We start from the raw sequence: 12822 nt of genomic DNA, 5'->3' as shown, positions 1-12822 counted from the left end.
CGGTCAAGTGTTGTGAAAAAAGGTTCCGGAGTTACGGAACCGCAACAAAAAGGAAAGTGACACGTGGCACGTATTGCCGGCGTAAACATCCCGACTGCAAAGCGGGTACCAATCGCCCTCACATATATCACCGGTATCGGAAACACCTCGGCCAAAGCGATCTGCGAAGCCGTAGGCATTGAAGCGCACCGTCGCGTCAATGAACTGTCCGACGCCGAAGTTCTGGCCATCCGCGAGCACATCGATGCAAACTTCACCGTCGAAGGTGACCTGCGTCGTGAAGTTCAGATGAACGTCAAGCGCCTGATGGACCTGGGCTGCTATCGCGGTCTGCGTCACCGCCGCAACCTGCCGGTTCGCGGTCAGCGTACCCACACCAATGCTCGTACCCGCAAAGGCCCCGCAAAGGCCATTGCCGGTAAGAAGAAATAAGGGAGGGTCTGACCGATGGCACGTGATAAGACTCGCGTTAAGCGCAAAGAGCGTAAGAACATCGCATCGGGCGTTGCCCATGTGAACTCGACCTTCAACAACACCAAGATCCTGATCTCGGACGTACAGGGCAACGCCATCTCGTGGTCGTCTGCCGGTACCATGGGCTTCAAGGGATCGCGGAAATCGACCCCCTACGCCGCTCAGATGGCTGCAGAAGATGCAGGCAAAAAGGCGCAGGAACATGGCGTCAAGACGCTGGAAGTCGAAGTTCAGGGCCCCGGTTCGGGTCGTGAATCGGCTCTGCGTGCGCTGGCTGCAGTGGGCTTCAACATCACGTCGATCCGCGACGTGACCCCGATCGCTCACAACGGCTGCCGTCCGCCGAAGCGTCGTCGCGTCTAAGCGATTTTGAATTAGGCTGGGGCTGTGTTTTTGCACGGCCCCAGCACGTCATTTTGAACCTCGGGCGTCTGCACCTTGTTGGTCATGGGGCGCGGACAGGAATGGAGGGATTACATGATCCATAAGAATTGGGCAGAATTGATCAAGCCGACCCAGCTTGACGGCAAGCCGGGCAACGATCCCGCACGTCAGGCAACCCTGGTTGCAGAACCGCTGGAACGTGGCTTTGGTCTGACCCTGGGCAACGCGCTGCGCCGTGTTCTGATGAGCTCGCTGCAAGGCGCGGCCATCACCAGCGTTCAGATCGACAACGTCCTGCACGAGTTCAGCTCGGTTGCCGGTGTACGTGAGGACGTCACCGACATCATCCTGAACCTCAAAGGCGTGTCGCTGCGCATGGAAGTCGAAGGCCCCAAGCGCCTGTCGATCAATGCCAAAGGCCCCGCAGTAGTTACCGCTGGCGACATCAGCGAAAGCGCTGGCATCGAGGTTCTGAACCGTGATCACGTCATTTGCCACCTGGATGATGGCGCAGACCTGTTCATGGAACTGACCGTCAACACCGGCAAGGGCTATGTCTCGGCTGAGAAGAACAAGCCCGAAGACGCACCCATCGGCCTGATCCCGATCGACGCGATCTACTCGCCGGTCAAAAAGGTTGCCTATGACGTTCAGCCGACCCGTGAAGGTCAGGTTCTGGACTATGACAAGCTGACCCTGAAAATCGACACCGACGGTTCGATCACGCCCGAGGATGCGCTGGCATTTGCCGCACGCATCCTGCAGGATCAGCTGTCAATCTTCGTCAATTTCGACGAGCCGGAATCGGCTGGCCGCCAGGACGAAGACGATGGTCTGGAGTTCAACCCGCTGCTGCTGAAGAAAGTGGACGAGCTGGAACTGTCGGTCCGTTCGGCAAACTGCCTGAAGAACGACAACATCGTTTACATCGGCGATCTGATCCAGAAGACCGAAGCCGAGATGCTGCGCACTCCGAACTTCGGCCGCAAGTCGCTGAACGAGATCAAGGAAGTGCTATCCGGCATGGGTCTGCACCTCGGCATGGATGTCGAGGACTGGCCGCCCGACAACATCGAAGATCTGGCCAAGAAATTCGAAGACGCGTTCTAAGCGCGTCTTCACAAATGCCCGGGCTGCCGGGGACCATATGGGCACTTCCGCCCCAAGGAGAGCCGGTGACACGCATCGCCGGCCAGACAAAGCAAAACGCGAAAGAAGGAACTAGAAAATGCGTCACGCACGTGGTTATCGCCGCCTGAACCGTACTCATGAGCACCGCAAAGCTCTGTTTGCAAACATGGCTGGCTCGCTCATCGAGCATGAGCAAATCAAAACAACTCTGCCCAAGGCAAAAGAACTGCGCCCGATCGTTGAAAAACTGATCACTCTGGGCAAGCGCGGCGACCTGCACGCCCGCCGTCAGGCCGCAGCACAGCTGAAAGAAGACAAAGACGTCGCCAAGCTGTTCGAAGTTCTGGGCCCTCGTTACGCCGAGCGTCAGGGCGGTTATGTCCGTATCCTAAAAGCAGGCTTCCGCTATGGCGACATGGCTCCGATGGCGATCATCGAATTCGTTGACCGCGACATCGACGCCAAGGGCGCGGCCGACAAAGCTCGTGTTGCCGCCGAAGAGGCCGCAGACGAAGAATAAGCCTTGGCTATATCTGAGTTTCAGCCCCCGCGTCGCAGACGCGGGGGTTTTCTTTTGCTCTGTGTGAAAATTCAAGTCGGCCTAAATTTAATTGCTTTCGGCTTTCAGAATACCATCCGCCGACGCTCCCGCGGACAAATTGGCGTCAGAGAAATCCTCTGTCTCTGGCAGTTCCAGATGAAGAGACGACGTGTGATCGATTTTGATCTTTCCCCGGGTCAATGTGTAATCAAGTACGTGCCCACCGGTGGTCCGGTCGTCAGAGATGAAATGCAAGTGGTAACCCGGTACGCCGATCCCGACTGCGTAGTCAGGGCAGCGGAACCCGAGAATAGTTCCCTCCACGTTTTCCAATTCAAACTCGGCCTGCGTTTTGACCACTTCCAGCAAAGGTCTGTATGGCCGTTCCTGTTTCAAAACGTTTCGATACCTAATGTGTTTGATCAATCCGGTGAAACGAACCGCATAAAACAGGTTCTTTGCATCGGCCATGTCATCCAAACCCTCCTCGAAATCGGATTTGTTAACCGGAGAATCCAACGCAAGCGAAATCGTTGGTTTGAAGTCAATGACGGCTGCGTATGGTGTCAGCGCGCCGTTATCCGCAATTGTCGCTTTGCCTTCCCCATCCAGGCGATAAGCGACACCATCCAGCACCACCATTTCTCCGTCCAGGGCGTTGAAGGTACCGAGACCGAAATCTCCATGTTCCAGCAGCTGACCGATGGAAACAGTCCCATCATAGACCCCCTGCATGACGGCACTCAGTAGTGAGGCCTGGTAATACTCGTGGGCGTGCTCTTCCCGCACAAAGCTCTTATTTCGATGATGAGAGGCAAGGGCCGTTGCAAAGGTCAATTCCCGGTCTTGGTGCATGGTCGTTCCCTCTGATTGGATTCAGCGCCAAGTCCAACACATAGCACAATTCCTTGTGAAACTTTTGCAACGCTTTGCGAAGCCATAATGCTCAAGCAGGATATTTGTGCGAATAGCTCAAAAGAAAGCGGTAGGTCCTCAGCATTGTCGAAGGCAGCGGGTTATGTCGCTTGCAATCTTTGCATCGGCCCCGCATATCCGGTTGGCGATATTGCCGGAGGGCCGATGATGCTAAGACTATTGTGTTCCCTAGTATTGCTGATGGGCGCAATACCGGCAGCCGCGGAGACGCACGTACCAAAAAGCCAGACCGAAATCAGCCTCGGGTTCGCCCCTGTCGTAAAGCAGGCTGCCCCGGCGGTTGTGAACATCTACGCCAAGATTGTGCGCGAAGGGCGGGCAAATCCACTGTTTTCTGACCCGTTCTTTCAGGACTTCTTTGGCCGTGGATTTGGGACGCCACGCCCCCGTGTGCAGAATTCGCTCGGCTCTGGCGTGATCCTCACTGGTGATGGGTATGTGGTGTCAAACTACCACGTTGTAGGGATGGCATCGGAAATTCAGGTCGTGACTACCGACCGTCGCGAATTCACTGCCGAAGTCGTTCTGGGTGACAAAGAAAGCGACATTGCAATCTTGCGGCTGAATGAGGCAAGCGATCTGCCGTTCCTGCAGATGCGCGATTCCGATCAGGTTGAAGTAGGAGAGCTGACGCTGGCGATTGGCAACCCCTTCGGCGTTGGCCAAACTGTTTCGTCAGGTATTATTTCAGGGCTGGCGCGCACAGGAACCGCAACCGGAAACGCAAGAGGGTACTTCATTCAAACCGATGCGGCGATAAACCCGGGCAATTCCGGTGGCGCGCTGATCGATGTGAATGGTGATCTGATTGGTATCAATACTTCAATCCTGACCCGCTCGGGCGGGTCGAACGGTATCGGCTTTGCCATTCCGGCCAATTTGGTAGCCGAATTCCTGCGGCAGGCGCAGTCTGGAAACGAAAGCTTCGTAAGTCCTTGGGCAGGAATGGCCGGTCAACACATGAGCGCGGACATAGCCGAGTCTCTGGGTATGGCCATCCCTCTAGGTGTGGTGATTTCTGACTTGCATGAACTGAGTCCGCTGGCAGAAGCGGGTCTGCGGGTCGGTGACGTTGTCACTCATGTCGACGGAGACGAGGTGAATTCTCCGGCCGAGATGAAATTTCGCATGGCTGTTGCCGGGGTAGGTGGAAAGTCGGTCCTGACTCGGCTGCGGGGCGAAGACCGCTCGGATATTGAAGTGGCGCTGATCAAACCGCCTGAAACGCCTGCGGCGGATGAGACTACGCTGGACGAGGATACGGTCATGCCAGGTCTGATCGTTTCGGGTGTAAATCCGGCGGTGATCGTAAAGCTTGGCTTGTCGCTGTCTCAGACCGGCGTCGTAGTGGTTGATCCGAACCGCTATGGCGGCCGCGCAGGATTGCGTGTGGGCGATGTCGTAAAAGGTATCAACGGAACCAGAACCGAGACACCGGAGGATATCGTTCAGGCACTGACCGATCCAGTTCGCCGGGTACAGATGGAGATTGAGCGGGGAAGCCGGTTAATCTCATTGCGGTTTCGGTTGTGATCCGTGAGTGATTTGTTCGATACCGGTTCTGCGGAACCAACCGCGTCGCCGCACCGGCCGCTTGCGGATCGCTTGCGCCCACAATCCCTGTCTGAGGTGATCGGGCAAGAGCAGGTTTTGGGACCAGATGCGCCATTGGGGGTGATGCTCGCGTCAGGTAGCCTGTCCAGCCTGATCTTCTGGGGCCCGCCGGGTGTGGGAAAGACAACCATCGCCCGGTTGCTGGCGCAGGAGGCCGATCTGCATTTCGTGCAGATCAGCGCGATTTTTACCGGTGTGCCGGATCTGAAGAAGGTATTTGAGGCTGCTAAAATCCGTCGTCAAAACGGGCAGGGCACCTTGTTATTTGTTGACGAAATCCATCGTTTCAATAAAGCGCAACAGGACGGGTTTCTGCCGCATATGGAGGACGGCACGATCCTCTTGGTTGGCGCGACGACCGAAAACCCTTCCTTCGAGTTGAACGCGGCGGTACTCAGCCGGTCTCAGGTGCTGGTTCTGGAACGCCTTAGCCTTGCTGATCTTGAGCGTTTGACACAACGCGCCGAGAAAGAGCTTGACCGCGCCTTGCCGCTAACGTCTGCCGCCCGCGAGGCGCTGCAGGAGATGGCGGATGGCGACGGTCGCGCACTACTGAACCTGATTGAACAGGTTGCTGCTTGGAAAGTGGACGCCGATCTGGACCCGGATGCATTGTCGACGCGCCTGATGCGGCGGGCCGCAAAATACGACAAATCGGGGGATGAGCATTATAATCTGATCTCAGCCCTGCACAAATCGGTGCGTGGATCGGACCCTGACGCGGCGCTGTATTGGTTTGCGCGGATGCTGACTGGCGGCGAAGACCCGCGCTATCTGGCGCGGAGGATCACGCGGATGGCGGTTGAAGATATCGGTTTGGCCGATCCTCAGGCGCAATCGATCTGCCTGCACAGTTGGGAAACCTACGAACGGCTGGGCTCGCCCGAGGGCGAGTTGGCACTGGCGCAGGCGTTGGTGTATCTGGCGCTCGCTCCGAAATCTAACGGGGCCTATGTGGGGTATAAGGCGGCGATGCGGCTGGCCAAGCAATCGGGCAGTGAACCGCCACCCAAACATATCCTGAACGCTCCGACATCGCTGATGAAGGATCAGGGATATGGTGCAGGGTATGCCTATGACCACGATGCCGAAGATGGGTTCTCGGGTCAGAACTATTTCCCGGATGATATAAAGCGCCCGGTTCTCTATCAGCCGGTAGAGCGTGGTTTTGAGCGCGAGCTGAAAAAACGGCTGGAATACTTCGCCAAGCTGAGAACGCAACGCAATCAGGGCTAGACTTGACTCTGCACCCGATGCGCGCGACAGACGCGCATGATTTCTAAGGCACTGAAACAAGCACAATCCGGGCGGATCAGCCGTGCGGAACAAGGGGCAATGGCATGAGCGGCGTACAGGTGATCACCGTAGCAGAGGGCGATGGCGACCAGAGGCTGGATCGTTGGCTGCGCCGCCTGTTTCCTCATGTCAGCCAGGGCAGGATCGAGAAGATGTGCCGCAAGGGTGAACTGCGTATCGACGGCGGTCGGGTCAAGGCCTCGACCCGGTTAGAGGTGGGGCAGTCCGTGCGTGTGCCTCCGCTGCCGCACGCGGATCACAAGCCCGCAGTCGTGAAGCATCGTGTCTCAGACGCTGACGCAAAGATGATCCAGTCTTGCGTGATTTATAAAGACGATCACGTGCTGGCGCTGAACAAGCCGCATGGCTTGCCAGTTCAGGGTGGCAGCGGTCAAACCCGCCATGTGGACAGCCTGTCCGAAGCGTTGCGCTTTGGGTATGACGAGAACCCGCGCCTTGTGCATCGTTTGGATAAGGACACATCTGGCGTTCTGCTGATGGCCCGTACGCGCGAGGCCGCCAAAGGGCTGACAGCAGCCTTCCGGCACCGAAACACCCAAAAGATCTATTGGGCGCTGGTAGCTGGTGTTCCAACTCCGTACCTGGGCGAAATCAAGACCGGGCTGGTCAAGGCACCGGGGCATGGTAAGCATGGCGAAGGCGAGAAGATGATCGCTGTTCATCCGAGCGAGGTGAACGATACGCCCGGCGCGAAACGCGCGCATACGCTCTATGCAACGCTCTATCGCGTTGCAGGGCGGGCAGCCTGGGTCGCGATGGAGCCGGTGACGGGGCGGACCCATCAGCTGCGCGCACATATGGCGGCGATCGGCCACCCGATCATTGGCGATGGGAAATATGGCGGCTCGGGGCAGGAAAACCTCGGCGATGGCTGGGGCGCGCAGTTGGGAGGTATCATCAGCAAAAAGCTGCACCTCCACGCCCGCAGCCTGTCCTTTGAACACCCGATGACCCGCAAACCCATCTCGCTTACGGCGCCTTTACCGGATCATATGAAACACAGCTGGGATACGCTGGGCTGGACCGAAGACCTCGCTGCAGATGATCCGTTTGAGGAGTTGCGATGAACGCTCCATTGCGGCTGGTCCTGTTTGATGTGGATGGCACTCTGGTCGATAGTCAGGGTGCCATTGTTTCGGCAATGACCGCCTGTTTTCAGGCGCAGTCACTGCCGGTCCCGGATCGTGACGCGATCCTGTCCATCGTCGGTTTATCTCTGCCCCATGCAATGGCGCGTCTGGCAGCAGATCAGTCCGAACGGATACAAGACGCATTGGTTGACGGTTATAAGCAGGCCTATCACGCGCAAAGGTTGGAGCAGGGCGCCGCAAGCTCGCCGCTTTATCCCGGTGCGCGCCATGTGATTGACGCTCTTCACGCTCAGCCCGAGGTACTTTTGGGAGTGGCCACAGGCAAGTCTCAGCGCGGGCTTGATGCGCTGCTTGAAGGGCATGGGTTGCAGCAGCATTTTATTACTCGTCAGGTTGCAGATCACCACCCGTCCAAGCCGCACCCGTCGATGATAGAAACAGCTTTGGCTGAAACGGGCGTGCCGGCTGCGCAAGCCGTCATGGTGGGCGACACCAGCTTTGACATGGATATGGCCGCAGCCGCGCAGGTTGCCGGGATCGGTGTCAGCTGGGGTTATCACGATCGTCGGGTACTGACGGCTGCGACACATGTGATCGAAACATTCGAAGAATTGCCAGGCGCACTGGCCAAGATCTGGGGCTAAAGAGATGAGCGACTGGAAACCCAAACGCTTCTGGACGACAAGCACGGTCGTTGAGACCGACGTGGGCTATACGGTTGAACTGGATGGTCGGCGGGTCAAAACGCCCGCCAAGGCTGCGCTAGACCTGCCCACGCGTGCCATGGCCGAGGCCGTTGCACGGGAATGGGATGCACAGGAAAAGGAAATCGATCCGACCACGATGCCATTCACCCGTTCGGCCAATGCGGCGATCGACAAGGTGCGGCACCAGCATGGTGAGGTTGCCGATATGCTGGCCGATTACGGCGACTCGGATCTGCTGTGTTATCGGGCGACCCATCCCGAAACGTTGCAGCAGCGGCAGTCCGAGGCCTGGGATCCTGCATTGGATTGGGCTGCGGACGCCCTGGGCGCGCGGTTGATCCCGCGTGCAGGGGTGGTGCATCAACCGCAAGCTGCCGAGGTGCTGCAAGGCCTGCGTGACCGGGTGCATGGACTGAATGCGTTCCAGCTGGCGGCGTTTCATGACCTCGTCAGCCTGTCGGGGTCATTGATTCTTGGTTTTGCGGCAGCCCAGAATTGGCGCAAACCGGACGAGATATGGCGCATTTCTCGGCTGGACGAGCTTTGGCAGATCGAACAATGGGGCCACGACGATGAGGCACATGCTGCCGCCGAAGTGAAACGGGCCGCCTTTCTGCACGCAAAGCAGTTCTTTGACCTCTCGTTCTGAGACGGATTCTCGTCAAATCGTGAATTTGTGTCCGATTCTGGCAGAAAAGACCTATCGTTTTCCCTGATCCAGCCCTTGACGTTTGTTGATGAATACGCCCAAACTCGGGCCACTAAAGGGGAGACACCTTTTGGGTAACCTTTCTGGCGCCTATGCGCCGGATCGAACCGTTCCATTCAGGGATGGAAAATCAGGAAGAGGTAAAAATGAAAAAATCCGTAATTTTGGGCGTGGCAACCATTGCCGGCCTGGCTGCTGGCGCGGCTGCAGCGGGTACCGTTGACGACGTGAAAGCCCGCGGCAAGCTGAACTGCGGCGTTGCAACCGGCGTACCCGGCTTTGCCAGCCCCGATGCCAATGGTGAGTGGCAGGGTTTTGACGTGGCCGTATGCCGCGCGGTAGCCGCTGCCGTTCTGGACGACCCAAGCGCCGTAGAGTTCATCCCGACCACCGGTAAAACACGTTTCACCGCGCTGGCTTCGGGCGAGATTGACATGCTGGCCCGTAACACCACGTGGACCTTCAGCCGCGACGTCGACCTGAAGTTCGAATTCGTCGGCATCAACTACTACGATGGTCAGGGTTTCATGGTTCCCAAGGCACTGGGCGTCAGCTCGGCCAAGGAACTGGACGGTGCAACCGTTTGTATCCAGACCGGCACCACCACCGAGCTTAACCTGGCGGATTTCTTCCGTATCAACAACATGAGCTACGAGCCGGTTCCGATCGAAACCAACGCCGAAGCGCAGCAGCAGTATCTGGCTGGTGCCTGTGACGTTTACACCACCGACGCATCGGGTCTGGCTGCTACGCGCGCCACCTTTGAAAACGCAGGCGACCACGTGATCCTGCCCGAAATCATCTCGAAAGAGCCGCTGGGCCCGCTGGTCCGTCACGGCGATCACGAGTGGGGCGATGTGGTCCGCTGGACCCTGAACGCACTGATCGCAGCGGAAGAGCTGGGTGTAACCTCGGCGAACATCGACGAGATGTCCAGCGGTGCCACCGACAACCCAGAGGTAAACCGCCTGTTGGGTACCGAAGGTACGCTGGGTGAGATGCTGGGTCTGGACGCGAACTGGGCACAGCGCGCGATCAAAGTCGGCGGTAACTACGGCGAAGTGTTTGCCAAGAACATCGGTGAGGAAACCCCGATCGGTCTGGCACGCGGCCTGAACGCACAGTGGACCGATGGTGGCCTGCTGTACGCACCGCCTTTCCGCTAAGATCCACGGAAAAGGGCGCGGGGGAACCCGCGCCCTTTTTCCTTCCATAAGAAACACGCCCGGAACGATCTGAGCAGAGGCAAACTCTGCCAACATCCGGGATGCACGGGGATATACATAGGTCATGACGACACTCACTGACCCGCCGAAGGAGCACTTCCGGCTGTCCATGCTCCTTTATGATACGCGGTACCGATCTGCGACCATTCAGGTCATAGCGATGATCGGTTTCATGCTTCTGGCAGCCTGGATTATCAACAACACCATTCAGAACCTTGAAACGCTGGGCAGAACAGTCGGGTTCGACTTTTTTGCCGAACCGGCCAGCTATGACATCAACCAACGCCTGCTGGAATACGACTCGCGCGATACCCATCTGCGCGCAGCGTTTATAGGCCTGCTAAACACTCTGGTTGTTGCAGTTCTGGGCTGTATCACAGCAACGATCATCGGTGTCATGGTCGGTGTTTTGCGCCTGTCGAATAACTGGCTGATCGCGCGGATCATGACAGTCTATGTCGAGATGTTCCGTAACGTTCCAGTGCTGCTTTGGATCGTGTTCGCCATGGCGATCCTGATTGAAAGCCTGCCAGCACCGCGCGCCTTCCGAGGTGAAAACCCAGAAGCCACGATGGATCTTTTTGGCACGGTCGCGGTCACAAATCGCGGGGTCTATATCCCCGAGTTTCTGTTCTCGCGCGGATTGGGCGATATCCACCTTTTCGGTACATCAAGCCTGCGCTTTGATGTTTCGCTTGACCTGATCGCCTTCCTGATCGTGTTTGGCGGCAGCATCTTTGCGATGCGTAAGGTTTCGGCCTGGGCCAATTCAACGCAAGAAAAGACCGGCGATCGCCCGACCATCTGGCACATCCAACTGGGCCTTTTGTTCGTGCCGTCAGCTATCCTGCTGGGCGTTCTGGGTTTTCACCTGGGCTACCCTGAGCTGAAAGGCTTCAACTTCAGCGGCGGTACCCACCTTCGTAACTCGCTGATTGCCTTGTGGCTGGCCCTGTCGCTGTACACTGCGGCATTCATCGCCGAGATCGTGCGCGCTGGTATTCTGGCTATTTCCAAGGGTCAGACCGAGGCTGCATCCGCACTGGGCCTGCGCCCGGGCCGGACCATGCGTCTGGTGATCTTGCCGCAGGCGTTGCGGGTGATCATCCCGCCAATGATCTCGAACTATCTGAACCTGACCAAGAACTCGTCGCTGGCGATCGCGGTCGGATATATGGACATCACGGGTACGCTGGGTGGCATCACAATGAACCAGACCGGTCGCGAGCTGGAATGCGTTCTGCTGCTGATGCTGGTCTACCTGTCCATCTCGCTGAGCATTTCGGCGGTGATGAACTGGTACAACAACCGTGTCAAACTGGTGGAGCGGTAATATGAGTGATGTTTCATTTGTCCGCACGGAAATGTTGCCGGAACAGGCACCACCCGCCTCCGAGGTCGGTGTACTGGGCTGGATCAAGCATAACCTGTTTTCAAGCTGGCTGAACGCCATCCTGACGATCGTATCGCTGATCTTCATCTACTATGTGCTCTCCAACATCCTGTCCTGGACGTTCGAATCCGTTTGGAACGCCAATTCCCTGTCGGAATGTCGTGAGATCATGATGGCCACCTGGGGCGATACGCATGGTCATGCCTGCTGGGGTGTGATCAAGGATCGTTGGCTACAGCTGCTATATGGGTTCTATCCGCCGTATCCGGCGCATCCGGATGCCACATGGTCGAACCCGCCTGAAACAGGGGCATGGCCGGCCTATTTCCGTCCGAACCTAACCTTCATCCTGTTGTTGGTTGCTATTGCGCCAGTGTTGTTCACTAAGGTGCCGCGTAAGCTGTTGATTGTAACGGCGGCTTATCCGTTCCTGCTGCCTTGGCTGATGTGGGGTGGCTCGATCTGGGGGCCGCTCATGGTCGCCGCCGGATTTGCCATCGGGTATTTCGCGTACAAGTTTGCGCTTCCGGTTGCCGGGTCTCTTGCCGCGATTATCCTTGCGATTGCGCTGCCCATACTATGGTGGCTGTTTGCTGCCGGTTCCGTGGCTGACGCAATCAATGCAATCATTCCGATCGGTATCGCGCCGGTGGAAAGCCGCGACTTTGGTGGCTTTATGCTAGCGATCCTGTTGGGTGTCGTGGCCATTGGTGTTTCGCTGCCTATCGGTATCGTGCTGGCGCTGGGTCGTCAGTCCGATCTGATGATCGTCAAATACCTGTGCGTGGGCTTTATCGAGTTCATTCGGGGCGTGCCGCTGATTACCCTGCTGTTTGTGGCATCGCTGTTGCTGAACCTGTTCCTGCCGCCGGGCACTAATTTTGACATCATCCTGCGGGTGATGATCATGATGACCCTGTTCTCGGCCGCCTATATGGCCGAGGTGATCCGGGGTGGTCTGGCCGCCCTGCCGCGTGGTCAGTACGAAGGCGCAGACAGTCTGGGCCTGAACTACTGGCAGGCGCAGCGGCTGATCATCATGCCACAGGCGCTGAAAATCTCGATCCCGGGCATCGTGAGCACGTTCATCGGTATCTTCAAGGATACGACTTTGGTCTCGATCATCGGTCTGTTCGACGTGATTGGCCTGACCAACGGCATCCGCGCCGATACCGCCTGGAACGGCGTCTACTGGGAACTGTTTGCCTTTATCGGCGTTCTGTTCTTCGTGGTTTGCTTCTCCATGTCCCGTTATTCCATGTACCTGGAGCGCAAGCTTCAGACTGGCCACCGTTAAGG

Annotated in this window: 13 protein-coding genes; 12 read left to right on the top strand and 1 reads right to left on the bottom strand. The window is 57.5% G+C overall.

Translation table 11 applies throughout. From position 1 onward, the window contains the following. Nucleotides 1-63 precede the first annotated feature (63 nt). The 4 genes from rpsM (at nucleotide 64) to rplQ (ending at nucleotide 2509) form a co-directional block, all read left to right on the top strand. Nucleotides 64-432, top strand: a complete 369-nt coding sequence (gene rpsM / locus ACRZ9U_RS06590; protein ID WP_008757392.1) for a 30S ribosomal protein S13 — start codon at nucleotides 64-66, stop codon at nucleotides 430-432. 15 nt (nucleotides 433-447) lie between these two features. After that, on the top strand, nucleotides 448-837 hold the full coding sequence (gene rpsK, locus ACRZ9U_RS06585; protein ID WP_008757289.1) for a 30S ribosomal protein S11: 390 nt from the start codon (nucleotides 448-450) through the stop codon (nucleotides 835-837). Between the two features lie 114 nt (nucleotides 838-951). Further along, complete coding sequence (locus ACRZ9U_RS06580) at nucleotides 952-1968, top strand: DNA-directed RNA polymerase subunit alpha (RefSeq protein ID WP_010437127.1); 1017 nt, start codon at nucleotides 952-954, stop codon at nucleotides 1966-1968. Nucleotides 1969-2086: 118 nt separating this feature from the next. Continuing rightward, entirely contained in the window at nucleotides 2087-2509 is a 423-nt protein-coding gene (gene rplQ / locus ACRZ9U_RS06575; protein ID WP_170392888.1) for a 50S ribosomal protein L17, read from the top strand. Between the two features lie 87 nt (nucleotides 2510-2596). On the opposite strand, the gene budA is transcribed toward rplQ, so the two are convergent. Then, nucleotides 2597-3385 (bottom strand): acetolactate decarboxylase, encoded by a 789-nt coding sequence (gene budA, locus ACRZ9U_RS06570; protein WP_170402783.1) that lies wholly within the window; start codon nucleotides 3383-3385, stop codon nucleotides 2597-2599. A 228-nt stretch (nucleotides 3386-3613) separates the two neighbouring features. On the opposite strand from budA, the gene ACRZ9U_RS06565 reads away from it, so the two are divergent. The 8 genes from ACRZ9U_RS06565 (at nucleotide 3614) to ACRZ9U_RS06530 (ending at nucleotide 12820) form a co-directional block, all read left to right on the top strand. Beyond that, a complete protein-coding gene (locus ACRZ9U_RS06565) occupies nucleotides 3614-4999 on the top strand; it encodes a trypsin-like peptidase domain-containing protein (protein ID WP_170402956.1) in 1386 nt (461 codons plus the stop codon). Between the two features lie 3 nt (nucleotides 5000-5002). Continuing rightward, complete coding sequence (locus ACRZ9U_RS06560) at nucleotides 5003-6316, top strand: replication-associated recombination protein A (RefSeq protein ID WP_170402780.1); 1314 nt, start codon at nucleotides 5003-5005, stop codon at nucleotides 6314-6316. Nucleotides 6317-6420: 104 nt separating this feature from the next. Next, nucleotides 6421-7464 (top strand): RluA family pseudouridine synthase, encoded by a 1044-nt coding sequence (locus ACRZ9U_RS06555; protein WP_170402777.1) that lies wholly within the window; start codon nucleotides 6421-6423, stop codon nucleotides 7462-7464. Next, the gene (locus ACRZ9U_RS06550) at nucleotides 7461-8132 is read left to right on the top strand and encodes an HAD-IA family hydrolase (protein WP_170402774.1); all 672 of its coding nucleotides are present in this window, start codon (nucleotides 7461-7463) and stop codon (nucleotides 8130-8132) included. Before ACRZ9U_RS06555 ends, ACRZ9U_RS06550 begins: the two co-directional genes overlap by 4 nt. A 4-nt stretch (nucleotides 8133-8136) precedes the next feature. After that, a complete protein-coding gene (locus tag ACRZ9U_RS06545) occupies nucleotides 8137-8844 on the top strand; it encodes an ATP12 family protein (RefSeq protein WP_170392883.1) in 708 nt (235 codons plus the stop codon). Between the two features lie 206 nt (nucleotides 8845-9050). Beyond that, entirely contained in the window at nucleotides 9051-10070 is a 1020-nt protein-coding gene (locus ACRZ9U_RS06540; protein WP_170392882.1) for an amino acid ABC transporter substrate-binding protein, read from the top strand. Nucleotides 10071-10194: 124 nt separating this feature from the next. After that, nucleotides 10195-11463: an ABC transporter permease subunit gene (locus ACRZ9U_RS06535; protein ID WP_170392881.1), complete on the top strand. Its 1269-nt coding sequence runs from the start codon at nucleotides 10195-10197 to the stop codon at nucleotides 11461-11463. A 1-nt stretch (nucleotide 11464) separates the two neighbouring features. Further along, nucleotides 11465-12820 carry an amino acid ABC transporter permease gene (locus ACRZ9U_RS06530; RefSeq protein ID WP_170402767.1) on the top strand — a complete coding sequence of 452 codons (1356 nt, stop codon included), beginning with the start codon at nucleotides 11465-11467 and terminating at the stop codon, nucleotides 12818-12820. Nucleotides 12821-12822 lie beyond the last annotated feature (2 nt).

This window comes from Ruegeria sp. D7, from assembly GCF_056534355.1.
The sequence above is the reverse complement of the archived record's forward strand: the minus strand, read 5'-3'. Positions and strand labels throughout refer to the sequence as shown.

Coding starts and splice junctions, on each gene's coding strand:
- rpsK (WP_008757289.1), top strand. CDS start 448: ATGGCACGTGATAAGACTCGCGTTAAGCGCAAAGAGCGTAAGAACATC.
- ACRZ9U_RS06580 (WP_010437127.1), top strand. CDS start 952: ATGATCCATAAGAATTGGGCAGAATTGATCAAGCCGACCCAGCTTGAC.
- rplQ (WP_170392888.1), top strand. CDS start 2,087: ATGCGTCACGCACGTGGTTATCGCCGCCTGAACCGTACTCATGAGCAC.
- budA (WP_170402783.1), bottom strand. CDS start 3,385: ATGCACCAAGACCGGGAATTGACCTTTGCAACGGCCCTTGCCTCTCAT.
- ACRZ9U_RS06565 (WP_170402956.1), top strand. CDS start 3,614: ATGCTAAGACTATTGTGTTCCCTAGTATTGCTGATGGGCGCAATACCG.
- ACRZ9U_RS06555 (WP_170402777.1), top strand. CDS start 6,421: ATGAGCGGCGTACAGGTGATCACCGTAGCAGAGGGCGATGGCGACCAG.
- ACRZ9U_RS06550 (WP_170402774.1), top strand. CDS start 7,461: ATGAACGCTCCATTGCGGCTGGTCCTGTTTGATGTGGATGGCACTCTG.
- ACRZ9U_RS06545 (WP_170392883.1), top strand. CDS start 8,137: ATGAGCGACTGGAAACCCAAACGCTTCTGGACGACAAGCACGGTCGTT.
- ACRZ9U_RS06540 (WP_170392882.1), top strand. CDS start 9,051: ATGAAAAAATCCGTAATTTTGGGCGTGGCAACCATTGCCGGCCTGGCT.
- ACRZ9U_RS06535 (WP_170392881.1), top strand. CDS start 10,195: ATGACGACACTCACTGACCCGCCGAAGGAGCACTTCCGGCTGTCCATG.
- ACRZ9U_RS06530 (WP_170402767.1), top strand. CDS start 11,465: ATGAGTGATGTTTCATTTGTCCGCACGGAAATGTTGCCGGAACAGGCA.